Annotated in this window: 23 protein-coding genes; 14 read left to right on the top strand and 9 right to left on the bottom strand. The window is 59.2% G+C overall.

What is annotated here, in order from left to right:
- The first annotated feature begins 20 nt into the window (after positions 1 to 20).
- Both QTL95_RS04220 and QTL95_RS04215 read left to right on the top strand, forming a co-directional pair.
- Positions 21 to 2,201, top strand: a complete 2,181-nt coding sequence (locus QTL95_RS04220) for an alpha-amylase family protein (RefSeq protein WP_289718701.1) — start codon at positions 21 to 23, stop codon at positions 2,199 to 2,201.
- Between the two features lie 72 nt (positions 2,202 to 2,273).
- Positions 2,274 to 3,548, top strand: a complete 1,275-nt coding sequence (locus tag QTL95_RS04215; RefSeq protein ID WP_289718700.1) for a glycerate kinase type-2 family protein — start codon at positions 2,274 to 2,276, stop codon at positions 3,546 to 3,548.
- A gap of 305 nt (positions 3,549 to 3,853) precedes the next feature.
- Here QTL95_RS04215 and QTL95_RS04210 read toward each other — a convergent pair whose 3' ends face one another.
- From QTL95_RS04210 to QTL95_RS04185, 6 genes are all read right to left on the bottom strand, one after another.
- Positions 3,854 to 4,855 (bottom strand): ABC transporter permease, encoded by a 1,002-nt coding sequence (locus tag QTL95_RS04210; RefSeq protein WP_289718699.1) that lies wholly within the window; start codon positions 4,853 to 4,855, stop codon positions 3,854 to 3,856.
- On the bottom strand, positions 4,855 to 6,393 hold the full coding sequence (locus QTL95_RS04205) for a sugar ABC transporter ATP-binding protein (RefSeq protein ID WP_289718698.1): 1,539 nt from the start codon (positions 6,391 to 6,393) through the stop codon (positions 4,855 to 4,857). Before QTL95_RS04205 ends, QTL95_RS04210 begins: the two co-directional genes overlap by 1 nt.
- Positions 6,390 to 7,490 (bottom strand): substrate-binding domain-containing protein, encoded by a 1,101-nt coding sequence (locus tag QTL95_RS04200; protein ID WP_289718697.1) that lies wholly within the window; start codon positions 7,488 to 7,490, stop codon positions 6,390 to 6,392. Before QTL95_RS04200 ends, QTL95_RS04205 begins: the two co-directional genes overlap by 4 nt.
- Before the next feature lie 161 nt (positions 7,491 to 7,651).
- Positions 7,652 to 8,506 carry an amidohydrolase family protein gene (locus QTL95_RS04195; RefSeq protein ID WP_289718696.1) on the bottom strand — a complete coding sequence of 285 codons (855 nt, stop codon included), beginning with the start codon at positions 8,504 to 8,506 and terminating at the stop codon, positions 7,652 to 7,654.
- A 36-nt stretch (positions 8,507 to 8,542) separates the two neighbouring features.
- Positions 8,543 to 9,754 carry an alpha-hydroxy acid oxidase gene (locus tag QTL95_RS04190; protein ID WP_289718695.1) on the bottom strand — a complete coding sequence of 404 codons (1,212 nt, stop codon included), beginning with the start codon at positions 9,752 to 9,754 and terminating at the stop codon, positions 8,543 to 8,545.
- A gap of 85 nt (positions 9,755 to 9,839) precedes the next feature.
- The gene (locus tag QTL95_RS04185; RefSeq protein ID WP_289718694.1) at positions 9,840 to 10,604 is read right to left on the bottom strand and encodes a FadR/GntR family transcriptional regulator; all 765 of its coding nucleotides are present in this window, start codon (positions 10,602 to 10,604) and stop codon (positions 9,840 to 9,842) included.
- Positions 10,605 to 10,831: 227 nt separating this feature from the next.
- On the opposite strand from QTL95_RS04185, the gene QTL95_RS04180 reads away from it, so the two are divergent.
- The 3 genes from QTL95_RS04180 (at position 10,832) to QTL95_RS04170 (ending at position 14,629) form a co-directional block, all read left to right on the top strand.
- Complete coding sequence (locus tag QTL95_RS04180) at positions 10,832 to 11,845, top strand: TRAP transporter substrate-binding protein (protein WP_289718807.1); 1,014 nt, start codon at positions 10,832 to 10,834, stop codon at positions 11,843 to 11,845.
- A 157-nt stretch (positions 11,846 to 12,002) separates the two neighbouring features.
- Positions 12,003 to 13,805 (top strand): TRAP transporter large permease, encoded by a 1,803-nt coding sequence (locus tag QTL95_RS04175; RefSeq protein ID WP_289718693.1) that lies wholly within the window; start codon positions 12,003 to 12,005, stop codon positions 13,803 to 13,805.
- Positions 13,806 to 13,897: 92 nt separating this feature from the next.
- A complete protein-coding gene (locus QTL95_RS04170; RefSeq protein WP_289718692.1) occupies positions 13,898 to 14,629 on the top strand; it encodes a GntR family transcriptional regulator in 732 nt (243 codons plus the stop codon).
- A gap of 201 nt (positions 14,630 to 14,830) precedes the next feature.
- Here the strand turns inward: QTL95_RS04170 and QTL95_RS04165 are convergent, their stop codons facing one another.
- Genes QTL95_RS04165 through QTL95_RS04155 form a run of 3 tightly spaced genes read right to left on the bottom strand, consistent with a single transcriptional unit; the run spans position 14,831 to position 18,167 of the window.
- Complete coding sequence (locus QTL95_RS04165) at positions 14,831 to 15,688, bottom strand: aldo/keto reductase (RefSeq protein WP_289718691.1); 858 nt, start codon at positions 15,686 to 15,688, stop codon at positions 14,831 to 14,833.
- Between the two features lie 40 nt (positions 15,689 to 15,728).
- Entirely contained in the window at positions 15,729 to 16,712 is a 984-nt protein-coding gene (locus QTL95_RS04160; RefSeq protein WP_289718690.1) for an aldo/keto reductase, read from the bottom strand.
- 15 nt (positions 16,713 to 16,727) lie between these two features.
- Positions 16,728 to 18,167, bottom strand: a complete 1,440-nt coding sequence (locus QTL95_RS04155) for an MFS transporter (RefSeq protein ID WP_289718689.1) — start codon at positions 18,165 to 18,167, stop codon at positions 16,728 to 16,730.
- 131 nt (positions 18,168 to 18,298) lie between these two features.
- Between QTL95_RS04155 and QTL95_RS04150 the strand changes: the two genes are divergently transcribed.
- The 9 genes from QTL95_RS04150 (at position 18,299) to QTL95_RS04110 (ending at position 25,677) form a co-directional block, all read left to right on the top strand.
- Positions 18,299 to 19,192 carry a LysR family transcriptional regulator gene (locus tag QTL95_RS04150; protein WP_289718688.1) on the top strand — a complete coding sequence of 298 codons (894 nt, stop codon included), beginning with the start codon at positions 18,299 to 18,301 and terminating at the stop codon, positions 19,190 to 19,192.
- A gap of 112 nt (positions 19,193 to 19,304) precedes the next feature.
- The gene (locus QTL95_RS04145; protein ID WP_289718687.1) at positions 19,305 to 20,378 is read left to right on the top strand and encodes an alpha/beta hydrolase; all 1,074 of its coding nucleotides are present in this window, start codon (positions 19,305 to 19,307) and stop codon (positions 20,376 to 20,378) included.
- Positions 20,379 to 20,536: 158 nt separating this feature from the next.
- Positions 20,537 to 21,034: a GNAT family N-acetyltransferase gene (locus QTL95_RS04140; RefSeq protein ID WP_289718686.1), complete on the top strand. Its 498-nt coding sequence runs from the start codon at positions 20,537 to 20,539 to the stop codon at positions 21,032 to 21,034.
- Between the two features lie 352 nt (positions 21,035 to 21,386).
- The gene (locus QTL95_RS04135) at positions 21,387 to 22,397 is read left to right on the top strand and encodes an alpha/beta hydrolase (RefSeq protein WP_289718806.1); all 1,011 of its coding nucleotides are present in this window, start codon (positions 21,387 to 21,389) and stop codon (positions 22,395 to 22,397) included.
- A gap of 77 nt (positions 22,398 to 22,474) precedes the next feature.
- On the top strand, positions 22,475 to 22,825 hold the full coding sequence (locus QTL95_RS04130) for a carboxymuconolactone decarboxylase family protein (RefSeq protein ID WP_289718805.1): 351 nt from the start codon (positions 22,475 to 22,477) through the stop codon (positions 22,823 to 22,825).
- On the top strand, positions 22,822 to 23,298 hold the full coding sequence (locus QTL95_RS04125) for a (R)-mandelonitrile lyase (protein ID WP_289718685.1): 477 nt from the start codon (positions 22,822 to 22,824) through the stop codon (positions 23,296 to 23,298). The genes QTL95_RS04130 and QTL95_RS04125 overlap by 4 nt, the downstream gene beginning before the upstream one ends.
- 20 nt (positions 23,299 to 23,318) lie before the next feature.
- Positions 23,319 to 23,792, top strand: a complete 474-nt coding sequence (locus QTL95_RS04120) for a cytochrome P460 family protein (protein ID WP_289718684.1) — start codon at positions 23,319 to 23,321, stop codon at positions 23,790 to 23,792.
- Positions 23,792 to 24,529, top strand: coding sequence for a DUF4405 domain-containing protein (locus QTL95_RS04115; protein WP_289718683.1), 738 nt, complete (start codon positions 23,792 to 23,794; stop codon positions 24,527 to 24,529). The genes QTL95_RS04120 and QTL95_RS04115 overlap by 1 nt, the downstream gene beginning before the upstream one ends.
- Positions 24,526 to 25,677 carry an aldo/keto reductase gene (locus tag QTL95_RS04110; RefSeq protein ID WP_289718682.1) on the top strand — a complete coding sequence of 384 codons (1,152 nt, stop codon included), beginning with the start codon at positions 24,526 to 24,528 and terminating at the stop codon, positions 25,675 to 25,677. Before QTL95_RS04115 ends, QTL95_RS04110 begins: the two co-directional genes overlap by 4 nt.
- Positions 25,678 to 25,973: the final 296 nt, after the last annotated feature.

Here is a 25,973-nt window from a genome sequence, read left to right as displayed (position 1 = left end):
ACCCACTTGCGGAGGAATTAATGAGCAAGGATCCCTGGTATAAGACAGCCCTGCGATGGGGCCAAACCAATCTGGTCGAGTGCGACCCTGAGCGGTATGACAGCAGCTTCTGGCGGGAGCATTGGCGCAAGACCCGCGTTCAGGGCGTCATCGTCAACGCAGGCGGGATCGTTGCATATTATCCCTCGAAGTTCGAACTCCATCACCGCGCCGTAAAGCTCGATGGTCGCGACCTTTATGGCGAGATCGTCAAGGAAGCTCGTGCCGAGGGCCTTGCGGTTATTGCACGCATGGACTCGAACCGCGTCGCCCAGGACTTCTTTGAGGCTCATTCGGAATGGGTGTGCCGGGACATCAACGGCGAACCCTATCGCCTCGCTGACAAGTACGTGACCTGCATCGGCTCCGCCTATTACACTGAATACCTTCCGGCGATCATGGAAGAAATCATCGAGCGCAGCCAGCCGGATGGCTTCTCGGACAACAGCTGGGCAGGCCTTCCACGCAAATACATCTGCTACTGCGACAGCTGCAAAACGCAGTTCCGTGCCTACGGCGGCAGCGAGCTTCCAAGGGAACACAACTGGGATGACGAGAATTATCGCAAGTGGCTGCGTTGGAACTTCGAGCGACGCACCGATCTCTGGAAGTTCAACAATGAAGTCACCCGCAAGGCCGGCGGTCCCGACTGCGCCTGGATGGGCATGATCAGTGGCGAGCCGCTCCACAATTCCCAGCGCTTCATCGACCTGCAGCAAATCCTCAAACACACCCCGATCGTTATGCTCGACCATCAACGTCGCAATGCTATCGACGGCTTCGAGCAGAACACCGAGGCCGGCAAGCGGCTTCATGAACTGGCGGGCTGGGACAAACTCATCCCTGAATCGACACCTCAGTACCAGCTTGGCGCTCCGGTCTTCAGACTTTCTTCCATGCCGAAACCCGAAGTTCGCCTCTGGGCCACATCCGGCTTCGCAGGTGGTATCCAGCCATGGTGGCACCACATCGGCGCGTCGCATGAGGACAGACGCCAATACCAGACCGCCGAACCAATCTTCCAGTGGCATGAGGCGAATCAGGATGTTCTCGTCAATCGCGAGCTCACACCGGAAGTTGGCGTTGTCTGGAGCCAGCAGAACCAGGATTTCTTTGGTCGTGACGACGTCGAGCAGAAAACCATTGGTCCTTTCCGAGGCGTCGTGAAAGCTCTCGATCGCCATGCAATTCCCTACGTGCCGCTGCACGCCGACGATATCGTAGCCGCCATCGAGCGCGTGAAGTGCATCATCCTGCCGAACGTCGGCGCACTTAGCGACGAGCAAGTTCGGCACGTCGAGAAGTTCGTCGCCAAGGGCGGTTCGGTCATCGCAACGGGCGAGACTTCAAGGGCCACGCATTACGGTGACCAGCGTGGCAAGTTCGCGCTCGGCGATCTGTTCGGCGTCCGATTGGGCGAAGGAAACGTTGGTGGAACTGGTCCGATCAATCCCGATATCGAGACTTGGGGGCGCCACACCTACCTTCGCCTGGCTCCGGAGAACCGTTCGTCCACATATGGGCCGAAGGATCGGACCGCGCCGGAGCGTGTAGCCGAGCGTAGTCCAATTTTCCAAGGCCTGGAAGAGACTGACACGATCCCATTCGGCGGCTTCCTCCCCACCGTTGAAGTCGATGCGTCGACCGAAGTGCTAGCAACCTACATTTCGGACTTCCCGATCTTTCCGCCGGAAACGTCGTGGATGCGAGAACCAAAGTCAAACACTCCGGCCATCACGCTCAAAACCGCGTCCAGCGGCGGCAAGCTGATCTGGTTCGTGGCCGATTTGGATCGCTGCTATGGGCGTGACGCCAATCCCGACCACGCGCAGATCATTGCCAACGCAGTGAATTATGCGATCGGCCACGAACGAAAGGTGGAGCTGTTGGGCACCCACGGTGTCATCAGTGCTGAGCTCTACCGTCAGGGTGGACGCAAGATCCTTCACCTTAACAACAGGCTCCTTCTCTCCAACGTCCCAGGAAGACAGTATGACCTCGTTCCGATCGGTCCGGTCACTGTCCGCCTTCGCATCGAGAAGGCGCCCGCGAAGATCAACCTGCGTGTTAGCGGGAAGACAGTCGAAGGAAAGACCGACGGCAACTATGTAACCTTCGCTATCGACGCCATCGTCGACCATGAAGTTGTTGTGGTGGACTAGCAGGTCACAGCCAGGTGATGGGGGCGCATTGTCCCCATCGCTCTCTCAGTTTGTCGGCAATGGCTTGAGACCATGACACCCATTACAGATCCCCGCGCATTTCTAGCCTCACTCTTCGACGCTGCGATCAAGGCGGCCGATCCGCTAACGGGCATTAAAGCCAGTTTGCCTGCGAAGCCGAAGGGGCGCACCGTCGTCGTCGGCGCTGGCAAGGGTGCGGCGCAGATGGCGCGAGCGCTTGAAAGTGTTTGGGACGGACCGTTGGACGGCGTTGTCGTCACCCGTTACGGGTATGGCTGCGAAACGGAACATATCGAAATAATCGAGGCCGCCCATCCTGTGCCTGATTCCGCGGGCCTTGCCGCATCAAAGAGATTGCTTTCGGAGGTAAGCGATCTCACAGCGGAAGATCTGGTGATCGCGCTCATCTGCGGTGGCGGTTCGGCGCTTCTGCCCTCGCCGCCTGACGGTCTCACCTTGGACGACGAGATTGCCCTGAATGAAATGCTGCTCGCATCGGGCGCGCCAATTTCTGAGATGAATGTCGTGCGCAAGCATCTCTCCACCATCAAGGGCGGACGCCTTGCTGCCGCAACAAGGGCACGCGTCGTTAGCCTCATCGTTTCGGATATTCCTGGCGATAACCCTGCGTACGTTGCTTCCGGACCAACCGTGCCCGATCGCTCCACCCGACATGAAGCCCTAGAGATCGTTGATCTATACGGTCTGAAGCTCCCGCAGCCGGCACTTGATCACCTGAACTCCGACAGTGCTGATGCGCCCATGCCTGATGATCCAGCCTTCGCTTGCAATAGTCACCACGTCATTGCATCGGCCCGCGTCTCGCTAGACGCAGCAGCTCGCGCTGCGCGCTCACAAGGCATCGACGCTGTGATCCTGTCTGACGCTATCGAAGGGGAAGCGCGAGAGGTCGCCCTTGTTCACGCAGCCATAGCCAAGGAGGTGATCAGTAGCGATCACCTGTTCGCAAAACCCGTCGTCATCCTCTCGGGAGGCGAAACAACGGTGACGCTGCGCTCCAAGGGCGGCAAAGGCGGCCGCAACGCCGAGTTCGCCCTTGCGGCCGCACTTGTGTTCGACGGTCATGATATCCACCTTTTGGCCGCAGATACAGACGGTATCGACGGATCGGAGAACAATGCTGGAGCCTTTGCCGATGGCGCCACCGTCAAACGCGTACGTGCAGCTGGGCTCGATCCGCGCCGTCTACTCGATGCAAGCGATAGCTACACTGCCTTTCAGACAATTGGTGACCTCTTCGAAACCGGACCGACCGGAACCAACGTCAATGACTTCAGAGCGTTGTACATCGCCAGCGAGCATTGACCTGAGACCGCCGGAACGGCCAAGTCAATGACCGACGACATCGAAGCAATATGGCTTCAGCCCATTTCGTTTCTCGGAAGTTGATTTTATGCCCAGTTGCCGGGCAACAAGCCCGAGAGTGATCAATAAAGGATTGCGCGAGCTAGATATCAATGGCGCAATCTCTCCGGCTCGCTAGCAAACGCACGGTCTTGAAAGGAATCGAACTGTGGCCGCGTGATTGTTCACGCGACCAATCGGCGTTTTTCATTCACGCGTCGAGCGATCTGTGCTCGCGAATGACGGCCAGAACGGCGCACGGCTTGTTAGCCCCCTACGCTCTTCCTCTCTCTGCGACGTCGCGAGTACTCGGCAAGCCCAACGGTAGTGATTAGCATTGCACCGTTGAACAGCGGCTCTACGAAAAACGGCGCCCCCAGCTGGCTCAATCCAGTGACCGCGATGGCGAGGACCGCCACGGCAAGAAGCGTACCGCCGACGTTCGCCCTACCTGGTCGGACCGAAGTCACACCGAGAAGAGCCCCCGTAAAGGCAGGAAGCAGCATTTCCTGCCCCACCGTACTTTGACCAACGAGCAACTGCGCCTGCAGGATAACACCGGCGAACGCAGCCAGGACGCCCGATGCAACGAAAGCAAGCGTAATATATCGTGCCGAATTAATGCCCATCAAATCAGCCGCTCTTGGATTGTCCCCAATGATGTACAAAAACCGTCCGATCGGCAGATATTCGAAAACAATCCATAGGAGTACTGCGAACGCCGCGACATACAAGACCACGACAGGGATCCCGATACCGGGGATCATCCCTGAAAGCGCGGTGAAGCTCTCCGGTAGCGACCCTATGACTTGCTGCCCCCCGGTGTACCATTGATTGAGGCCAAGGAGGACGGTCCCGGAACCGAGAGTCGCGATGAACGAACTCACTCCGGCTCGGCTCACAAGCAGGCCATTGATAAAGCCGACCAAGCCGCCGCCGACGACGATGATCCCCACCGCGACCTGCCAGGACAGGCCTTGCTGCGTCTGAAGGCCGTTTGCCAGGACCTGCGCGAAGCCAAGCACCGAGGCGACAGAAAGATCAAAGTGGTTTGCCGCCAACGGGATCATCACAGCAAGCGCGAGAAGCGCGTAGATGGATCGGGCGTTCAGCACCGAATTGAAGGTGAAGGCCGTCAGGAACGTGTCGGCTTTTAAAATAGAAAACAAGAGGAAGAGACCAATAAGAAGAACCAGCAACCCCCAGGATGAGATGAGGTTCTGGACGCGCGCCGTTGAAGAAGTATTGGCAAGAGTGGACGAGGACATCACTCGGCTCCTTTGCGTGATTGAGATTGATCGTCGGCCGCAAGAGCTACAAGCCTTGGCACGCTCAGTTGCTCGCGTCCAACTTCGTGTAATATGCGGCCACGGTTGAAGACCAGCGCGCGGTGCGCAATGCCCGCCACTTCTTCCATATCCGAGGAGATCAGTAGGATAGCGGTGCCTGCGTCGAGCGCGTTCTGGAAGAGACCGTAGATTTCAGCTTTCGCTCCTACGTCGACGCCAAGGGTTGGCTCTTCGAGAACGATGACACGCCTGCCCGCGGCCAGCCATCGCGCCAAGATGATCTTCTGCTGATTGCCACCGCTTAGTGTAGCGATAATACGCTCGGAATCCGCAGGGCGGACGGAAAAACGCCGAATGATCTCATTTGCGCTCCGCCGTTCCGACTTCCGCGAGATCGGTGAGAATGCACTTTTCCCGTAAAGTCGGCTGTCCGGGTAGAGGTTCTCCCGAACGGTCAGCCCGCCAGCCAGGCTTTCTTCCCGACGCTTCGATGACACGAACCCTATGCCGTCACGGCTGGCTTCCAATGGCGATCGCGGAGTGATTTCTCGGCCATCCAAACGAATGGTGCCGGCCTCAAGGAGTGCATCACCGAAAAGCGCCCGACCGATCTCGGTCTGACCGGCGCCACGCAGCCCGACGAGTCCGAGAACCTCGCCGCTGCGGACTTCGAAAGACACGGGGCCAACATTTTTGACCACGACATCCGCTAGGCTCAATACGGCGCGGCCTGCCTCAGCGACCGGCGTTACAAAGACATCTTGAAGCGGTCTGCCGACGATCGAATGCACCAAGGTCGCAGCGTCCACTTCGCCTATCCGATCCGTGCGAACCATCCGCCCATTTCTGAGAACCGTTATTCTGTTTGCGACACGAAAAACCTCATCCAGACGGTGGGTCACGTAAAGAACCGCGACACCACGATCACGAAGCCTGGCGACGGTATCGAGAAGTCTCGATACATCCTTCTCCGGCAATGCAGCGGTAGGCTCGTCGAGAACAACGATTTTCGCATTCAGTGTGAGAGCTCTCGCAATCGCGACGATCGCTTTGTCGGCCGCGGAAAGCTTACCGACCTTTGTGTCGGGCTCGATCTCAACGCCAAGTACGGAAAGTGCCCGAATGCTTGCGTGACGCGCTTCGTCCCAATCGATCATTCCAGCACGACGCGGGTATCCAGCCACGAGAGCGACATTCTCAGCAACCGTCATGGTGTCCACGAGGCCCAGGTCCTGGTGGATGAACGCGATCGGCATCACACCAGGTGCAGGTCGCACCGCGACGCCGTCGAGCAGGAACTCTCCCTCGTCGGCGGTGTAGACGCCGGCGAGGATCTTTATAAGCGTAGACTTCCCTGCGCCGTTTTCCCCGAGCAACGCGTGAACCTCGCCACTGTAAAGGTCGAGGCTGACATCGTCCAACGCACGGGTGCCCAAGAAGCGCTTCTGCAGTAGACGAATGGCGAGAAATGGCTCGCCAGTCGTGACGCCGGCGTGAGTTGCTTGCTGAGCGCTCACTGCACACCCCAGAGCTTAAGGTAACGGTTGGCAAAGTCGTTGTCCGGAACATACGTGTTCTTGTCGCCACCCTGGGCGTCGACATTCTTCGCCGTCACAAGGTAGGGCAATGGAACGGTGCCGCTCGGCTTTTCCTTGTGCAACGCCCGGTTCATCTCGTCCACGGCCTGATAACCGACGTAGGCGTTCGGTTCGGCAACGGTGACGGCCTGGAACTGCTTGCCGGCACGGATCCGTCCGTACGCCGACTTCGTGCCGTCGGAACCGATCAAGATGACCTTGGACGGGTCGGCGCCGCCGGCCTTTAGCGAGGGGACCTGATAGTCCAGCGTATAGTCTGCGATCGCGGTGATGTAGAGAGGCGTGCCGTACTTCTGCACCCAGGAGGCTACCAACTGAGGCTGCCGCTGGGCGGCTTCGGCTAACGGCGTGTTCGAGAACTCGACAACCTCGCATCCGTCGCAACTTGCAAGACGATCCTTGACCGCGGTTGCCTTGACCATGGCAATGGCGTATTCGCCGCTGGTCGTGATGACCACACGCGCTTTGCCGCCCGAGTTTGCAATTACCCAGTCCGCCTGCGCCTGGCCGATCGCTTTCGGATCCTGCTGGATGTTCGTGAACAGGCCGAGGTCGGGCTGCGGTCCCGGAGTACCGGCGGAATGGATTCCGACGACTGGGATGCCTTGCGCGTTGGCCTGCTTGATTGGATCTGCGAGGCTTCGAGCATCAGCGCTTGTGATGATACCATCGACCTTGAGGGAGATCGCTTGGTTCATTCCTGCCAGCCAACTGACCGGGCTCCCCCGGCCGTCGATTACCGTTATCTTCCATCCGGCCTTCTCGGCAGCCTCGACGATCGCCTTGCCCCACTCACGCTCGGCGTCGTTCTGTTCGTTCGCCGATACGTATGCGACATGCCTTCCCTTCTCGATCTTTGGACCGCTTTCCGGGCCAGACCACGCGGTCTTTTCAGCGCCAAGCTTCTCCACATTCTGTTTGGCGTCACTCAACACGTCGGCGGCCAGGCTTGGCAACGCAAAGGCGAACGCCGTCCCTGCAAGCAGCAACACGAAACTCACACGAGCAAGATTCATTCTCTCATCCTCCCAGATGATGGCCCGACCCCGTCAGTGCAAACAAGCAGCGGGCACAGTTGAAACATTGTCAGATATTCTGATGCATGTAGAAGCGGTCGTGATTTGCTCGTTCCCTCCAATCTCTCTGCGACAGTCTGGTTGCGCGACCGACGGCGAGGTCAGGCCAGCTTGTAAATTCTTGCGGCGTTGTCCCGATACAGCTTGGACTGCTCTTCCTTAGACGAGCCATGGATCGCCCAATCAACGATGTCGACCCAGTTCTGAACCGACGTGGTGAGAGCAAGAACCGGCCAGTCACTTCCAAACATGACACGGTCAAAGCCGAAGCTTTCGATCGCATGATCGAGATAGGGCCGAATGATTTCGCGGCTCCAGTTCCCTTGATCTGCTTCGGTGAGGACGCCGGACACCTTGGTCACAACGTTTGGTAGGGCCGACAGCTCCGTGATGCTGCTTCGCCATCCGTCAATCTCTCCGGACCGAATGGCAGGTTTCCCAATGTGATCAAGAACGATTGTCGTTTCCGGGCACTGCTGAGCGAGCGAAACCACTCCTGGAAGCTGGTGCGCGAATACGCAAATATCGCAAACGACATCAATCTCGCCCAGCAGCCTCACGGCATCGACAAATCCCGGCCTTTCGCAGAAGCGCTCATCGGTTTCCGCTTCTGTTATCCGCCGAATGGCCCTGAACGTCGGAAGGCTCCGCATCTTCTCAATGTCGGCGAGAACTTCCCGGCCAATCTCCAAAGGCGCGGCAGCGATCATACCTGCAATTGCAGGATGAAGCGCCGCCTGCTGCGAAAGCCACTCCGCTTCCGCGACGTGAAGCGGAGCGTCCACCCAGACCTCCGCAAAGACAATCTTATCGATCGCCAATCCTTCGACAGCACGCTCATAGTCCGGAAAAAGATGAGGATGATTGATGCCAGGGCGACGCTCGAGCCAGCCATAGCTTAGCCGGTTGGTGTCAAAGAGATGGACGTGGCTATCGATTATTGAAACGCTTGGCATGGATTCTCCTACGGCGGCAGAAGGGAGTGCTGGAGATCACGGCTTCAGACAGGACCGATCGACTTGTTCGATCTTTGTCAAACCGCAGAGAGCAAGAACGCGATCAATTTCCGAGCGATAGATTTCAAGCACCTGACGAACACCGTGCTCACCGCTTGCCGCCAGTCCCCATAACTGGGGCCTCCCGATGAGACAGGCCTTTGCGCCGAGCGCCAACGCGCGAACGACGTCGGCGCCGCGCCTCACGCCACCGTCGAGCAGAACCGGCACACGACCACCCACCGCGTCCACGATCGCTGGAAGCGCTTCGATGGTCGAGATCGCTCCGTCAAGCTGGCGTCCACCGTGGTTGGAAACAATGATTCCGTCTGCCCCTCGCGAGATGGCTTCAACGGCATCGAGCGGATGCAGTACGCCCTTCACGATAAGGGGCTTTGGCCAATAGGTGCGAATCTCATCCAGATCGTCCCAACCAACGTCGGGGTTAAGGTTGCTTTCCATGTAGGCGCTTAGGGCCATCACACTCGCCTCTTGGGCGGAGGCGTAGTTCGCGAAGGTGACATTGGGCGTTCTCATCATACGAAACACCCATCCAGGATGGGTCACGACGTCCGCCGCGTTTTTCAGCGATAGCCGTGGGGGCACAACGAAGTCGCTCTTGACGTCTCGCTCCCGGAAGCCCGGCACCTGGTTGTCGATAGTGACGACCATCGCGTCATATCCGCTTTTCAAAGCCCTTTCGGCGAAGGACCGGGTCAGGCCGCGGTCCTTGTAGATAAAGTTCTGAAACCACTTTGGACCATCCGTGGCTTTCGAAAGATCCTCGATCGTGACAGTCGAAGCATGACTCATGACGTAGGCTGTTCCCGCCGCCTGTGCCGCGCGCGCGGCCGCGATCTCGCCATGCGGCCAGAAGAGCCCGGCAAAGCCGGTAGGGCCAATCATGACCGGCAGAGACAGGCTCGACCCGAAAAGTCTGATGGAGAGATCCCTCGATAGAGCGCCCCCCATGGGACGTGGCACGAAACTTAGATCACCAAACGCGGCCTCGTTGCGCCGCATCGTTCCTTCCGTTTCTGCGCCGCCATCGGCAAAGTCGAATACCATCCGTGGCAACGTGCGCTTCGCAAGCTCGCGGACTTCGTCAACACTGACGTAGCGGTGATCACGCTTGAATCTCATACACTGCGTTGAATCCTCGGTCACCGCTCTGACTGCTCTCCGCTCTTCAAAAGAGGCATTTGACATTTGAGTCCTCCCGGATTACCCGCCCGACGCCCAAACGGGGAAAATGTATTTTCTGAATATCAGACATTTAACGCAATAAAATTTTTCACTCCAAGGCGATGCGCAACCGCGAGCCAGCTTGCGTCAGATGCGCCCGCATCGCTTCCTTCGCCGCGGCACTGTCCCTATCGCGAACGGCATCCACAATTCGCAGATGCTCCCCAATGGTCTTATCCATGGTGCCTGGGATATCGTACGTCGCGGAGTACCATGTCCGCACCAGCCCCTGCACCGTTTCCGCCATCGTCGAGTAGAGAACGTTGCCGGATGACTTCGCGAGAAGGACATGAAACTCGTTGTCGAGCGCCATGAACCGAGCGTAGTCGCGAAAGCTGGTCTTCATATTCTCAACGATCCAGACGAGCTTGTCTGGGACATCGACACCCCGGCGCTCTGCTGCCTTGCCTGCACATTCGACCTCGAGAAGAATTCGTGTCTCGAGGAGATCTTCGAGGTTTCGCTCGCTGAGCAGAAGTCCCCACATCATAGATCCCGCGAGCATCTCTGACGATGGTTGGCGCAAGAATGAGCCCTCGCCCGCACGCGACTCGATTACCCCCATGACAGCCAAGCTTTTCACGGCTTCGCGTATGGTGGAACGCCCTACACCGAACATCGCGGCTAATTCTTTCTCTGCCGGGATCATCTCGTCGGCTTTCCATTCGCCTCGACGAATGAGCTGCGCGATCGCCTTGACGATCTCCTGTGGCAAAGTCGCGCGCTGCAGAGGCACGATACCTGCTGAGGCTGCAAAAATCCGCTCGGGATCGATCTCTTGCGACGATCTCTCTAGTGGCGCTGGCTTCTTCACGGATGCGTTCTCACTCTTATGCCTCGGTCGCGATGGTCTACCATGACGGCCATTCCTCCGCCAATGGACCGATTTGATCCGAGGCGTCCTCCGTAACGCACTATTATCAGTTCGCTGTCGGACCGCAAGTGTTAAATGTCTGACATTCAGATATTCAGCTTGACCGCTTTCCTATCGGTGCATATGGTCCGCTCCATTCACGCAAGCTGAGGGAGGATTAGATGACCGTGAACCTGACAAGACGCGCCGTGCTCGGTGCAGCGTCGACTTTTGCGATTGGTGCCGCTTTCAATATCAGACAGGCGAAAGCCGCCGAATTCGAATACAAGTTCGGCGCCAACGTGCCCGCGTCGCACCCCCTGGCCATCCGCGCGCAGGAGGCAGCGGATGCGATTGCCAAAGAAACCGATGGACGTTTCAAGATGAACGTCTTCCCAGGCAATCAGCTTGGCGGAGACAACGACATGCTTGCCCAGCTTCGTAGCGGCGGTCTCGAATTCTACGCCGTCTCAGGCGTTTCCGGTCTTTCGACATTGATCCCGGCCGGCTCGATGTATGGCATTGGCTTCGCATGGCCTGACTACGCCACCGTATGGAAAGGTATGGACGGCGAGCTGGGCGCTCATTTCCGCAAGCAGATCACAGGCGCCGGGCTGGTTGTCATGGATCGGATCTGGGACAGTGGTTTCAGGCAGATGACCACACGGTCGCACCCGGTAAAGACACCGGACGACATCGCGGCCTTGAAGATGCGCGTTCCGGTGAGCGCGCTGTGGACGTCGATGTTCAAGGCGCTGGGTGCACTTCCGGCAAGCATTAACCTTGCAGAAGTCTACTCCGCGCTTCAGACGAACATCGTCGACGGCCAGGAAAACCCCCTCGTCACTATCAACACGACGAAATTCTACGAAGTCCAGAAATACTGCTCCACGACCAACCATATGTGGGATGGCTACTGGTTCGTCGGCAACCGTAGAGCCTGGGGAGCGCTTCCTGATGATCTGAAGGAGATCGTCAGCCGCAACATCAACGAGGCGGCTCTGCGCCAACGTGCGGATATCGCCAGCCTCAACGCCTCCCTTAAGACTGACCTTGAGGGCAAGGGCCTGCAGTTCGTCGAGCCGGACAGAGAGGCATTCCGCACCAAGCTCCGCGAAGCCGGCTTCTACGCGGAATGGAAGAAGAAGTACGGCGACGAGGCTTGGGACATCTTCGAAAAGGCAGTCGGCAAGCTCGCCTGACCCCAACCACTCTTCGAACCGTGCGCGCGCCGCCGCGCGCACGTGATTTCCTTTTGGGAGGCCCGATACCGTGAGCGCACTGAACGTCGAAAATGCGGGAAGCAACCCGCGACTTACCAACCACACTAGACCTGGCGTGAAGTCCTGGTCAAAGCGGGTGGAAACTGTCCTGGGATTGCTCATCGACATACCCGCGGCACTATTCGTCGTTGCGGAAGTCATGATCCTGTTTGTCGGCGTGGTCAGCAGATACAGCCACAATCCGATCATCTGGTCCGACGAGCTGGCATCCATCCTGTTTCTTTGGCTCGCAATGTTTGGAGCCGCCGCCGCATTCAGGCGCGGAGAACATATGAGGATGACAGCGCTCATCTCCAAGGTGACACCGCCGAGACGAAAGTTCTTCGATCTCCTAGCCCTTGGAGCAGGCCTGACGTTGATGCTGGCGCTCCTTCATCCGGCGTTCAACTATGCATCCGAAGAGTGGTTCATCACAACGCCTGCGCTGGAAATCTCCGGAGCGTGGCGCGCGGCCGCCCTCCCGATCGGTCTGATTCTGATGATCGCGACCGCCTTGTTGCGCCTTGTCGAGAACGCCCAAGCAAAAGCGCTTCCTGTAGCGCTAGGCTGCATCATCGCGGCCGTGGCCGCGCTTTGGGCGCTGGCCCCCGTTCTCGATCCACTCGGCAATATCAATCTTTTGATCTTCTTCGTCCTGTTCGTCGCCTCGATGGTGTTCATGGGCATCCCGATCGCATTCTCCTTCGCCCTTGCCACTTTGGGTTTTCTCTGGGCGACAACATCGATGCCGCTCGAAGTTGTGGTGGGACGAATGGATGAAGGGATGTCGCATCTCATCCTCCTCGCAGTGCCACTATTTGTATTCCTTGGCCTTCTGATCGAAGCGACGGGTATGGCACGAGCCATGGTCGCGGTCCTGGCCAACCTTTTAAGCCGTGTCCGCGGGGGCCTGTCGTACGTTCTCATCGGCGCGATGTATCTTGTATCCGGCATTTCGGGCTCCAAGGCTGCGGACATGGCCGCCATTGTCCCCGTGCTGTTCCCGGAAATGAAGGAGCGTGGCGCGAAACCTGGAGACCTTGTCGCGCTGTTGTCCGCGACCGGCGCGCAGACGGAAACCATTCCGCCGAGCCTGGTCTTGATCACTATCGGTTCAGTAACTGGCGTCTCCATCGCGGCTCTATTCACTGGCGGGCTTCTACCGGCCGCAGTCCTCGGTATTGCGTTGGCCGCCCTTGTCTGGTGGCGCTACCGACACGAGGACGTGTCGGGCGTCGAACGCGTCGCCGGTAAGGCGATCTTGAAAAGCTTCCTGTTCGCCGTTCCAGCGCTTGCTCTGCCGTTCGTGATCCGCGCGGCGGTCATTGAGGGTATCGCGACCGCGACCGAGGTCTCAACGCTGGGGATCGCCTATGTGCTGACAGTCGGCATCGTATTCTATGGTGGATTCAACTGGCGCCGCACGTTGCCGATGCTGGTGTCGACTGCAGCCCTTTCCGGGGCAATCCTTCTCATCATCGGCGCCGCTACCGCAATGGCCTGGGCGCTTACCCAGTCGGGCTTTTCCCGCCAACTCGCCGATATGATGATGGCCCTGCCCGGCGGTGGACTAACCTTCCTGATCGTTTCGGCTCTTGCATTCATCGTGCTCGGCAGTGTTCTCGAAGGCATTCCCGCAATCGTGCTGTTCGGCCCGCTCCTGTTTCCGATCGCCCAAGGCGTTGGAATTCACGAAGTGCACTATGCGATGGTCGTCATCCTTGCCATGGGGATCGGTCTGTTCGCTCCTCCTTTTGGCGTGGGGTATTATTCAGCGTGCGCGATCGCAGGCATCAATCCTGACGAGGGAATGAAGCCAATCCTTGGTTACATCGGCATGATGCTGATCGGTCTCGCAATTGTCATCGCGGTGCCTTGGGTCTCTATCGGCTTCCTTTAGGCCGCACCGGTGTGGCCCGGCTCCCAGCAGGGCCCGCAACGCCTAAGCTTTTGTAACTGCAAACATCCAGCTTCTTCCACATGGAGAAAGCCGTGACCTCAAACGACCAAATCGTGCATCTCAAGCTTGGCGATGAGATTTTCGCTCGCCTGAAGCAGCTCATAAACAACGGTAGCTTGAAACCAGGTGACAAGATCCCATCGGAGCGAGAGCTTACCCGCAGGTATGGCGTAGGACGCGGCGTTGTCCGCGACGCTATTCAGGCACTTGCGCGAGCGGGCTTGATCTCGATTTCGCAAGGGAAGCGTACGACTGTCTCAACCACTGATATGAGCCAACTGACCAACGAGCTGCGGTCAGCGACAGAAACGTTGGTCAACCGGGTGCAGCACTACGAAGAGCATGTGTGGCAGGCCCGGCTTGTGTTGGAGAGACTGCTTGTTCGCCAAGCCGCGATTGATGCAACTGAAGGTCAGACTAGCGAGCTCTACCAGCTTATTGCTGAGCAGAACTCGATGCGGGAAGACACCGCCAGGCTCGCTTTGAGCGACAGGCGCTTTCATAGGGCAATTGCAGCGTTTTCAGACAATCCGATCGTAATCGGTGTTGCGGATACGCTGAGTAACGCCACAATCAGCCACTGCGAGGGCAATGCAGAGTCTGACCTCGCTGACCATATCGAGATCGTCGATGCGATCGCTCGACACGAGCCGCACACCGCCGAACTTTTGATGGATCGACATCTACGGCGTGCGTACGCGGAAAGCTCAAGGAAAAGAACTGTCTTTACTCTTCCATGTGCCACGACGACCATGTCGCCGTAAAGGGATCTGAACCTGCGACGACTGAACCAGATGAGCTAAGTTCCTGATAGAACAGGTAGAGCAGCCCTTTGACGTTCTTGGTCAAAGTCAGTTTCTCGAGGTGCCACGAAACCGATCTCTAACTCCGGCTGTGGGGGTCTGGAGGCGACTGTTCGTCGCCTCCTCAGTCGGGTTCGGCAGACCAATATCGGATTACCTCGATCAGAGTCTGCGCGTGCCGAGCCACTTCACTTTTTCCGGATCGCGATGATCGAAGAAGCTGCTGGTCTTCTGGTCGAGTGCGCCGATCGATGCGACATCGTCCTGGTCGAGTTCGAAGTCGAAGACCGAGAAGTTCTCGGCCATGCGCTCCTTGCGGACAGACTTCGGAATCGCCACGATATCGCGCTGAATCAGCCACCGAAGCACCACCTGCGCGACGCTTTTGCCATGCTTCCTGCCGATCGACTGCAGGAGTTCGTTCGTGAACAGCCCGTTCTTCCCTTCCGCGAAAGGACCCCACGCTTCCGGCTGCACGCCGTATTCCTGGAGAATTTTCAGAGCGTCGTCCTGGTGATGGAATGGGTGGATCTCGATCTGGTTGACTGCGGGGACGACCTTGTTGTGGAGCACGAAGTCCACCAGACGGTCGGGATAGAAGTTGCTGACCCCAATCGCACGGATGCGCCCCGCCTCGTACAACTCCTCCATCGCACGCCAGGCGCCGTAGACGTCGCCGTAGGGCTGATGAATGAGCCAGAGGTCGAGATAGTCGAGCTGCAGCTTGTTCAGCGAACGCTCGAAAGCGGCCTTGGCCCCGTCGTACGTCGCGTCCTCGATCCAGAGCTTGGTCGTGACGAACAGTTCGCTTCGCTCGATCCCATGGTTGCGGATCGCGTTGCCGACCGCCTCTTCGTTGCCATACGACCTGGCGGTATCGAGCAGACGGTAGCCGACGTCGATCGCATCGCGGACGCTGCGCTCGCATTCGGCGGGATCGGGAACCTGAAAGACGCCGAAGCCGAGGATCGGCATCTGGACCCCGTTGTTCAAGGTGACGGTGGGAACGGTGGTGGTCATTTTCATATCCTTTGTATGGACTGGAGCTCGTGCCCTGGCGTTATTTTCCAACGCGTGCCTGAAGGTGCGCGGGGTACCTGTCGCCGACGATGTCGATCTTCGCGAGGGCATCGGCGATTTCGGAAGCGTCGCTGGCGGTGAGTTCGACAGAGGCGGCGCCGAGGTTTTCTTCGAGGCGATGCAGCTTGGTGGTGCCGGGGATCGGCACTATCCATTCCTTCTGGGCCAACAGCCATGCGAGCGCGATCTGGGCGGGTGTGACGCCCTTGGCTTCGGCGATCTGGGTCAGAGCTCCTACGAGCGCCTGGTTCGCCTTAAGGTTCTCTGCCTGGAAGCGCGGAACCACGCTGCGGAAGTCGCCGGGACCGAAGGTCGCCGTTTCGTCAATCTTGCCCGTCAGGAAGCCCTTGCCGAGTGGGCTGAATGGCACGAACCCGATACCGAGTTCCTCGAGCGTTGGGATGATCTCCTTCTCAGGCTCGCGCCAGAACAGCGAGTATTCGCTCTGCAGCGCGGTCACCGGCTGCACGGCGTGAGCCTTGCGGATCGTCTGAGTGCCAGCTTCAGACAAACCGAAATGCTTGACCTTGCCTTCCGCGATGAGATCCTTGACGGTTCCCGCAACGTCCTCGATCGGCACGTTGGGGTCGACGCGGTGCTGGTAAAGAAGGTCGATCACGTCGGTCCGTAGTCGCTTCAAGGATCCCTCGACGGACTGGCGGATGTAGGCGGGCTGGCTGTTCATGTGCTGGCCACCGTCGGAGCTCGGGAGTTCGAACCCGAACTTGGTGGCGATCACGACCTTGTCCCGGATCGACTGGAGCGCTTCTCCGACAACGTCCTCGTTTGTGAACGGGCCGTAGACCTGTGCTGTGTCGAAGAAGGTCACGCCGCGATCATGTGCCGCCCGAATGAGCGCAACTGCATCCTTCGTGTCGGTCGCCGCTCCATAGCCGTGGCTTAGACCCATACATCCGAGGCCGAGCGTCGATACCTCAAGCGTTCCGATAGTTCGTTTCTTCATGGTCATTCTCCTTGATCAGGCCGCGCATTCGGTCGGCGCGACGTCTTCCTGGGATTGCAGCTGCCGCCGGGCGGCAGGAACGATGGTTAGAAACGAGATCAGCAGCGTCGCCACCAGCATGACAGTACCTGCGTCGAAGGCGTGCGAAACCCGGTAGGCCGTCAGGCCGGCCCCGCTGAGACCATCGGACCCGATGGCGGCCACCGCGATAAGGATGCTCAGTCCGACCGAGCTGCCGATCTGGTGCGCGACATTCACCGCGCCGGATGCCGCGCCGGCGTCCGCATGGTTGACCCGAGCGACCCCGGAGGACGTCAGAGGGCTGAGCGTCAGGCCCTGGCTGATGCCGATCAACACCATCGGTAGCGCCACCGCTGTCCAGTAGTTGGAGCCTACTCCCGCGCGGCTGAGCCAAGCCATGGCGACGATGCCGATCAGCATGCCGACGATCAGGATCGCATTGCGGCCGAAGCGGCGGATGAGGCGCGGCACGACAATGGCGAACGGAACGTGCAGCATCGTCGCCGGGACGAAGGCAAGACCCGCCAGCGCCGGGCGAAGACCGGCAACCTGCTGCAGGTACAGCGTCGTGAAGAAGAAGAAGCCGACCATGGCGCTGATGTAGAGGACACGCGCACCATAGGCGCCCGACCGCTCGATGTCAGCGAACAGGCGAAGCGGAAGGATCGGCTGCCTTGCACGGCGCTCGATCAAAACGAACGCTCCGAGCATGATGACCGCGGCGAGCAGCGTTGCGAGAGTTACGACGTCCCACCCAGCCTGCGCGGAGCGGATGAATCCGTAGACGAAAGCGGCCATACCCAGCGTCGAGGCCACTGCACCAGGCAGATCGAACGCTCCCGGACGTTTACTTGTCTCATGGATGTAGATGCGGGAAGCGACGACAGTGGCAATGCCAATCGGGAGATTGATCAGGAAACCGACGCGCCAGGAGAGCCAGTCGGCGAGCAGTCCGCCAACGACGAGACCCACTGTCGCGGACACGCCCGCCGCGGCGCTATAAAGCGAAACGGCCCGGACGCGTTCTTCGCCTTCGTCGAACGTGGTCTGCAGGAGGGCCAGCGTCGTTGGCGCGAGGATAGCGGATCCCAGTCCCTGGATGGCACGCCACGACAGCATCCACGCCGACGATTGCGAGGCTCCGATGGCAACGGAGGCGACGGTGAAGATCGTCATGCCGACAACGAACATCCGACGGCGGCCGAGTATGTCACCGGCACGTGCGCCGAGGAGGAGGAAGCCACCGAAGGTCAGTGTGTAGGCGCTACTCACCCAGGCAAGTCCGGCGTCGGTGAAGCCGAGTTCGCTATGAATTTTTGGCAGGCCCGTGAGGACCACCGAGATGTCGAGCACGATCATCACGTAGCTGATGAGGATTATCGCAAGGATGGCCGCCTTGTTCGGTGGCGAATTGGGTGTGTTTGCGTCAGACATTGCAGTCCCATTGACTTGCTTGCTTGGCCGTCCTCCGCGGCAAGCTGCGTTGCGATGATGGGAAGATAGCTCTTGCTCACCCTGTCGATTAGGGCCAGTAATCGGTATGAAGCTATAAGGAAGCCTAATGAATGCCGCAGGAGAACTTCAACGATCTGCTCGCCTTCGTAACCGTCGCTCGCGAGGAGAGTTTCACGCGGGCCGCGGTGAAGCTCGGGGTGTCGCAGTCAGCGCTTAGCCAGACCGTCCGAGGACTGGAAGAGCGGCTGGGTCTCCGCCTTCTGACACGGACGACCCGCCGCGTGTCTCCAACGGCGGCGGGCGAGCGTCTCCTCCAGACGGCGGGACCGCGCTTCGAGGAGATACAGGCGGAGCTTGCTGCCCTCACCGAGATGCGTGACAAGCCAGCAGGAACGGTCAGGATCACGGCGGGAGAGCACGCTGCAATCTCGGTTCTTGCGCCCGCGCTCGACAAGTTCCTGCCCGACAATCCGGACGTCAATGTCGAGATCACTGTTGACTACGGCCTGACCGATATCGTTGCGGAGCGCTACGATGCGGGCGTCCGGCTCGGCGAGCAGCTTGCCAAGGACATGATCGCGATCAAGATCGGACCGGAGATGCGCATGGCCGTGGTCGGTGCCCCGTCATATTTCCGCGAGCATCCCTGGCCGGAAGTTCCACAGGACCTTACGGCCCACAACTGCATCCAGATCCGCATGCCGACGCATGGCAACATCCTGCAGTGGGAATTCGAGAAGGACGGCCATGAACTGAACGTCCGCGTCGAAGGACAAATGGTGTTCAACAACATCGCGATGCGTCTCGACGCTGTCCGGCGTGGTCTGGGTCTTGCATACATGCCTGATGACCTGGTGGCGGAGGATTTCGCCAAGGGCACTCTGATCCGTGTTCTCGAAGACTGGTGCGCACCGTTCCCCGGATATCACCTCTACTATCCGAACCGTCGCCACGCTTCCCCTGCATTCCAGCTCGTCGTCGACGCGCTCAGGCACAGAGGTTGAAGATGAATTGATAAGGAAGGCTAATACCCTCAATCGAAAATGCATCCCTAATCATCTGAATGGTGCTCCGGTAATCTCTTGCCAGTTCAATGCTAGAAGGCAGGTACCGAACATGTTTTCCAGAGCGCTCTCCGCCGTCTCGCTTTCCGTGCTGCTACTCTCATCGGGAGCAGCCGGCGCCCAGGCTTTGAAGCAGGAGCCGCTGACAATTCAGGAGCAAGGAAGCTTCGCCGTTGGCGGCACCGTGTCCAGCACGCCTGGAACCTTCGACAACAACGCTCCCACGGCAACAGGGCAAACCCTGCATGGCGATCACGCCCATGTGTCCTATCAGATCCCGCCAAACCCCAAGCCCCTGCCGATCGTGATGCTCCACGGCGCCTTCCAGTCGGCCCGAAGCTGGGAGACGACGCCCGATGGGCGCGAAGGCTTCCAGAACATCTTCCTTCGCCGCGGTTACCCGGTCTACCTCGTCGACCAGCCGCGCCGCGGGCGCGCAGGCAACAGCACCGTCGCGACGACGATCGACCCGACGCCATACGACCAGCTTTTCTTCGATCAGTTTCGTATCGGCAAGTGGCCGAACTACTTCGGAAACGTCCAGTTCTCCCGCGACCCTGCGGCACTTGATCAGTTCTTCCGCTCGGTGACGCCCAACACCGGGCCTTTCGACGCCAACGTGATCTCGGACGCCATGTCCGCGTTGTTCGACAAGACCGGTCCGGGGATCCTGTTCACCCATTCGCAGGCTGGCGGCCCCGGCTGGTTGACGGCTATCAAGAATCCGAATGTGAAAGCCATCGTCGCACTTGAGCCGGGAAGCGGCTTCATCTTCCCGGAAGGCGAGGTTCCAGCCGACATGCCGAGTGCCGCCGGAACGCTGAAGGGCGAAGCGGTGCCCGTCGCCGATTTCGAGAAGCTGACCAAGCTGCCGATCGTCATCTACTACGGTGACAATTTCCCGACCAAGCCGACGGCAGAACGCGGCCAGGACAACTGGCGTGTGCGCCTCGCGATGGCGAAGCTCTGGGTCGATGCTGTCAACAAGCACGGCGGCGACGCCACGCTCGTTCACTTGCCTGACATAGGCATCAAGGGCGGCACGCATTTCCTGATGTCGGACCTCAACAACGTCGAGATCGCCGACCAGATCTCCAAGTTCTTGGCGGAAAAGAAGCTGGACTGATCGCTTGCGACGCTCGAGGTTGGCGCGACGAAAGACGCTCGTCGCGCCTTCCAGCGTCACGTCAGCATGCGCACAAGATTTCGAACGATCCCCCGGCGAATACGTTATGAAGGCTCGAAGACCATGAACGTGCCTCCAGGACCTATCTCGGTATCACCATGTCCGACCAGCACCTTGAATCGATCATTATAAGACCCGCAGTGCGAGCCGATGCCACAGTCCTCGGATCATACGGTGCCGCGCTGATGTCGCTTCACAACAAGTGGGATCCAGCCCGGTTCATTCCCGCCGGGCCAACCACCCCAGACAAATACGCTTCGTGGCTCGCGAGCCAGATTGTCCGCGAGGATGTCGTCGTCCTCGTAGCGGAGGATCGGAATTCTATCATCGGTTATGTCTACGGTGCGCTGGAGGGCGCCGACTATATGGCTCTCCGAGGTCCTGCGGGAGTTCTTCACGACATTTTCGTTGATCCGCAGAGACGCAGGGAAGGTGTCGGCAGACGCTTGCTCGAACAGGCCATCACGATGCTTGCAGGAAAAGGCGCTCCGCGGATCGTCCTTTCAACCGCCTACAAGAACAAGGCCGCTCAAGCTTTGTTCGACCGGATGGGTTTCCGAGCGACAATGGTCGAAATGACGAGGGACTTCGAGTGAACGGATATTCCGCCATCGGCGTCCGATCAAGCATGGCCTCTGCCTAGCCCAACCATTCGAAGCCTTTCATACGGCTACGCGCAGCCCGGCCGCGTCTGTCGTCCGGCGGAAGGTCGCGGGATTTTATTCCATCACAGCTTATCAAGTCGACGTGATTAATAAGGAGCCCTAATAGGCTCTAGCGGCACTAGCCGTCTAATCGCCCGTGCCGCGAACAGCTATCTTCTCTTCGACATCATCGAACACCGAACGTTAGGAGCCGAACATGACTGATGTCATCGACAGCAGACGACGCGAGTTTCTCGGCGCGACCGCGTTGATCATATCAGGTGCCATCATAGGAATTCCAGCAATGACCACCATCGAAGCTGTGGCAGCCGACTACAAACAGAATCCATTCACGCTGGTCTACGACGGGGCGATCACGAAGAACGAGCCGGGCAAGGTGAACATCCACCCCGTGACCTACAAGCTCAACAATCTCGATATCGTGGCGAACGTCTATACGCCCGCTGGCTACGATCCTGGCAAGAAATATCCGACGATCGTACTCGCTCATCCCAACGGTGGCGTGAAGGAGCAGACGACTGGTCTCTATGCGCAGCGACTTGCGGAGCGCGGTTTCATCACGATCACCGCCGACGCAGCCTATCAAGGCGGAAGCGGCGGAGCGCCGCGCAGCATAGACAAGCCTCAGTTTCGCATCGAGGACATCCATGGGATGGCGGATTTCATCAGCAGTTTCCCTGGTGTCGATACCGCTCGCCTCGGCCTTTTCGGCATCTGCGGCGGCGGTGGCTATTCGCTGGCCGCGGCGAAGACTGACAAGCGTTTCAAGGCGGTCGCGACATTAAGCATGTTCAACTCCGGGCGCGTCCGGCGCAACGGCTTCCAGGACTCGCAGATGGACACGATCCAGAAGCGGCTGCAGCAGGCTTCGGCGGCCCGTGCGCAGGAAGCCTCAGGCGGCGAAGTCCTATACGCAGGCGACGCTAATCTGACGGACGCGCAGATCGATGCGCTCCCGTTCGACCTCTATCGTCAGGGCTATCACTACTACTGGCGGACCAACGCGCACCCCGGCTCGACCTTCAAGTACACGATGAGCAGCCTGATGGACCTGATGCGCTGGGATGCCACAGATGAGATTGGTCTCATCGATGTGCCCCTCCTGATGATTGCGGGAACCGCCGCCGACACCCTCTACATGACCGAGGACGCCTTCCCCAAAGCCACGGGTACGAAGGACAAGGAACTTTTCAAGATCGAGGGTGCCAAGCACATCGAGACCTACTGGGTTCCCGAGTACGTTGATGCGGCGCTGGGGAAGCTCGCACCGTTCTTCGACCGGACGCTGGTCTGAGGAGGAAGCGATGACGCGCCACTTGTTCCTGAACGCGTTTTTTTTCAATCGGCATCGTCTTGGCGGCCCTTCCGGGGATCGCATGCGCACAGACGGCCAATGCACAGAAGGACAAGCCGATGACCTCTCGTGCCCAGCAGCTTATGGGCGACACGGCCCCGAAACTGGCCGAACTGACCGATGACGTACTCTACAAGGACATCTGGGAGCGACCCGGCCTGTCCAAGCGGGACCGGAGCCTGGTGACGATATCGGCCCTGATCGCGCTCAACCGTCCCGATCAGCTCAAGTCGCACGTTCGCCTAGGTCTGCAGAATGGCCTCACCAAGGATGAGATCGTCGAGACGATCACGCACATGGCTTTCTACTCCGGATGGCCGAGCGCCGTTTCGTCGGTGGCGATCGCCAAGGAGGTCTTCGCCGAATGATCGAGAAGAAACCAACAGTGGCTTCTGCAATAGCGGCCGCGGCGTTCGTGTCTGCGTCGTCCGCGTTGGCAGGCGAAGCGATCACGATTACTCACGCCGGATCGCAACCAGCGATCGTCGGAGCCCCAGATAAGTTCACCGGATCCGTCAGGGTCATGGACAACTTCAAGGCAACGGCGCCCGCGACTGTGGGCGGTGCGACCGTCAATTTCGAACCTGGCGCGCGCACCGCGTGGCACAGCCATCCTCTCGGTCAGACGCTCATTGTGACAACAGGAGTGGGCGTCGTCCAAATGTGGGAAGGGCGGCAGCAGGAGATCCGATCCGGTGACACCGTTTGGATCCCGCCCGGCGTGGAGCACTGGCACGGCGCATCTCCGGGGAATGAAATGACGCACATCGCCTTCTCGGAATCCATGGACGGCAAGTCAGTCGACTGGCTTGAGCTGGTTACTGACGCCCAATACTCCTAGCAACCATCGGAGGGTCAGCAATGACGCGTGCTCGTTCCCGACTTTCCGTACTCGCCGCCATGGCATGTGGCATCGTCATGGTCGGCTGGCAGGTGGATGCCGAACCGACCAAGGCGACGATGCCCGATATCAGCAAGCTCGTTCACTACACCACGGTGACGCGCGGCGAGGTCACTGAACACATCATGACGACGCGCGAAGCGATCGAGGCCGTGAAAGCGGGGAAGCCGGTCCCGAACGGCACGCACTTCGCGCTCGTCGACTACCGCGACGGGAAAGTCTTTCGCTACTTCATCATGGAGAAAGGCGCCGGATGGGGTGCCGACTATGACGAGACCCGTCGAACTGGGGACTGGCAGTTCCAGTGGTTCAAGCCGGACGGAACAATCAACACGGCCGAAAACACGGCCCGTTGCCAGAGCTGCCACAGCTCCCGCGCCGACCGCGAGTTCCTCTATACCTTCAACGACATCCGGCGTTTCGAGTTCGACTGATGACGCTGCCGATCCGCCTCATCCTCGACTTTGGGGGCCTTGCTCTTGTCGTCCTGTGCCTTGCCTACTGGTGGCTCGGCAACCTGCCGCACGAACTGTTCGGCACTGCGCTCTTCGCGCTTGTGATCGTCCATAACGTCTTCAACAGGCGATGGTATGCGAACGCCCCGCGGAATCTAGGCGACGGTTCCAGGCTGGTGAATGCGGTCACCATCGCATGTCTCGCTGTGGCGATGGCGGTCATGCTCGTTACAAGCGCATTGGTCTCGCGCGATCTCTTTCCATTTTTGTCCTTGGATGGAGCGTTTGCCGTTCGCGAGATCCATATGTTCGCGGCCTATTGGCTGCTGATGATCCTGGCCCTTCACCTCGGCACCCGATGGGCGGTTGTGATGAACGTGTTTCGCGGGGTCTTCGGCATCGAAAGGCCAAGCGGCGCTCGGTCGGTTGCGCTTCGCCTGCTGACTTTCGCCGCTGGCGCGTGGGGTGTCCACAGCACCATTGAGATGGGCTTCGGGTCCAAGCTGATGCTGACCTACACGCTCGACATGTGGGACTTCAACGAGTCTGCCATCGGGTTTCTCCTCAACTACGGCTCGATCATCTGTCTGTACGCTGCGGTGACTTATTACGTGATGTCGATGCTGAGACGACGCAACACTGGCCGTGGCTCGGGGGCTAGCCGCACATCGCGCCGGCAGACGGCGCCTGACAATCAACAAGAGGGTATGAGATGAGAGATAAAACGGGAATGCAGATCAATCGCCGCAATCTTCTGCTCGCCGCTGGTGGCGTCGCTGCAACGGTCCAGTCAGGCGCCGCTCTGGCTCAAACATCGGCACCGTCGGCCTCCTCCGGAATGATCTCGTCAACGATAGGGCGGCGCAAGCTTGGATCGCTGGAGGTTTCGAGTGTCGGGCTGGGTGTCCAGAACATGAGCCGCACCTACCAGCAGACCATTCCGACGCGGGCAGAGATGCACAACATCATCCGTTCGGCGTTCGATCACGGCCTGACATTCTACGACGCGGCTGAAGCCTATGGTGCGCTGGAGGTCGAGCGAATCCTTGGAGAGGGCGTCGAACCGTTCCGTGACCAGATCGTGATCGCGACCAAGTTCGGATGGAACATCGACCCCGAAACAGGCGAGCGCAAACCCGGACTGAACAGTCGGCCGGAGCACATCAAAGTGGCCGTCGATGCGATGCTGACGCGACTTCGCACCGACCGGATCGACCTCCTGTACCAGCACCGCGTCGATCCGCAGGTCCCGATCGAAGACGTCGCTGGAGCGATCAAGGACTTGATGGATCAGGGAAAGGTGCTGCACTGGGGCCTTTGCGAAATGGGACTGAAAACACTGCGGCGCGCGCATGCGGAGGTGCCTGTCACGGCCGTCCAGAGCGAATACTCGATGCTTTGGCGCGGACCGGAAAAGACCGCGATTCCGGTCTGTGAAGAGTTGGGCATCGGCTTCGTACCGTGGAGCCCCCTTGGCGTCGGCTTCCTTAACGGCGCGATTGACGCCAAGACGACCTTCGCGAAGGGTGACATCCGCGGCATCGAGGGACGCTTCGCGCCGGAAAACTTGCCGCACAACCTGGCGCTCGTCGAACTTCTCAAGAAATGGACAGAACGAAAGCAGGCACGACTTGGGCAGATCGCCTTGGCATGGCTCCTTGCTCAGAAGCCTTGGATCGTGCCTATCCCCGGCACGACACAGATGGCGCACATGATCGAAAACATCAGAGCTCCCGGTGTATCGTTTGCTGCGGCGGAACTGGCCGACCTGAACGCCTCGCTTGCTGCGATCGATATCAACGGCGCCAGGCTACCCGATGCCGTGCAGGCATTCTCTGATGTCGAGGCTCCTGCGAAGTCATGAGTTGAGGGCTTCGGCTTTGCTTCCTCGGCTCGATGTCAGTGACCGCTTTGGGCCGAAAGCGGACTACGGGTGCAGGTTACCATCAGTGAAGCCAGCTACTTCGCCGTGAACCAATACGAACTGGGGACCCGCTATTCAACCATCGCCAGTCATCGCAAATTCCCTGCGTTCACCAAAGGCTTATCGATATGCAGATCCGGGCCGAACTTTAAAAATCAGACCGCGCTAGACATCCCGGCTGCACTCCGGCCCTCCGAAGACTATTTGACTTTTGTCAGAGCCCGTGAATAATGTCG

This window comes from Rhizobium sp. S152, assembly GCF_030380735.1.
Classification (GTDB): Bacteria; Pseudomonadota; Alphaproteobacteria; order Rhizobiales; family Rhizobiaceae; genus Rhizobium.
Note: the sequence above shows the minus strand (reverse complement) of the source record. Positions and strands in the feature narration are given on the sequence as shown.

Bases quoted from the DNA above. Each gene is read 5' to 3' on its own strand.
- QTL95_RS04220 (WP_289718701.1), top strand. From the start codon at position 21: ATGAGCAAGGATCCCTGGTATAAGACAGCCCTGCGATGGGGCCAAACC.
- QTL95_RS04215 (WP_289718700.1), top strand. From the start codon at position 2,274: ATGACACCCATTACAGATCCCCGCGCATTTCTAGCCTCACTCTTCGAC.
- QTL95_RS04210 (WP_289718699.1), bottom strand. From the start codon at position 4,855: ATGTCCTCGTCCACTCTTGCCAATACTTCTTCAACGGCGCGCGTCCAG.
- QTL95_RS04200 (WP_289718697.1), bottom strand. From the start codon at position 7,490: ATGAATCTTGCTCGTGTGAGTTTCGTGTTGCTGCTTGCAGGGACGGCG.
- QTL95_RS04195 (WP_289718696.1), bottom strand. From the start codon at position 8,506: ATGCCAAGCGTTTCAATAATCGATAGCCACGTCCATCTCTTTGACACC.
- QTL95_RS04190 (WP_289718695.1), bottom strand. From the start codon at position 9,754: ATGTCAAATGCCTCTTTTGAAGAGCGGAGAGCAGTCAGAGCGGTGACC.
- QTL95_RS04165 (WP_289718691.1), bottom strand. From the start codon at position 15,688: ATGACCACCACCGTTCCCACCGTCACCTTGAACAACGGGGTCCAGATG.
- QTL95_RS04160 (WP_289718690.1), bottom strand. From the start codon at position 16,712: ATGAAGAAACGAACTATCGGAACGCTTGAGGTATCGACGCTCGGCCTC.
- QTL95_RS04155 (WP_289718689.1), bottom strand. From the start codon at position 18,167: ATGTCTGACGCAAACACACCCAATTCGCCACCGAACAAGGCGGCCATC.
- QTL95_RS04150 (WP_289718688.1), top strand. From the start codon at position 18,299: ATGCCGCAGGAGAACTTCAACGATCTGCTCGCCTTCGTAACCGTCGCT.
- QTL95_RS04145 (WP_289718687.1), top strand. From the start codon at position 19,305: ATGTTTTCCAGAGCGCTCTCCGCCGTCTCGCTTTCCGTGCTGCTACTC.
- QTL95_RS04140 (WP_289718686.1), top strand. From the start codon at position 20,537: ATGTCCGACCAGCACCTTGAATCGATCATTATAAGACCCGCAGTGCGA.
- QTL95_RS04135 (WP_289718806.1), top strand. From the start codon at position 21,387: ATGACCACCATCGAAGCTGTGGCAGCCGACTACAAACAGAATCCATTC.
- QTL95_RS04125 (WP_289718685.1), top strand. From the start codon at position 22,822: ATGATCGAGAAGAAACCAACAGTGGCTTCTGCAATAGCGGCCGCGGCG.
- QTL95_RS04120 (WP_289718684.1), top strand. From the start codon at position 23,319: ATGACGCGTGCTCGTTCCCGACTTTCCGTACTCGCCGCCATGGCATGT.
- QTL95_RS04115 (WP_289718683.1), top strand. From the start codon at position 23,792: ATGACGCTGCCGATCCGCCTCATCCTCGACTTTGGGGGCCTTGCTCTT.
- QTL95_RS04110 (WP_289718682.1), top strand. From the start codon at position 24,526: ATGAGAGATAAAACGGGAATGCAGATCAATCGCCGCAATCTTCTGCTC.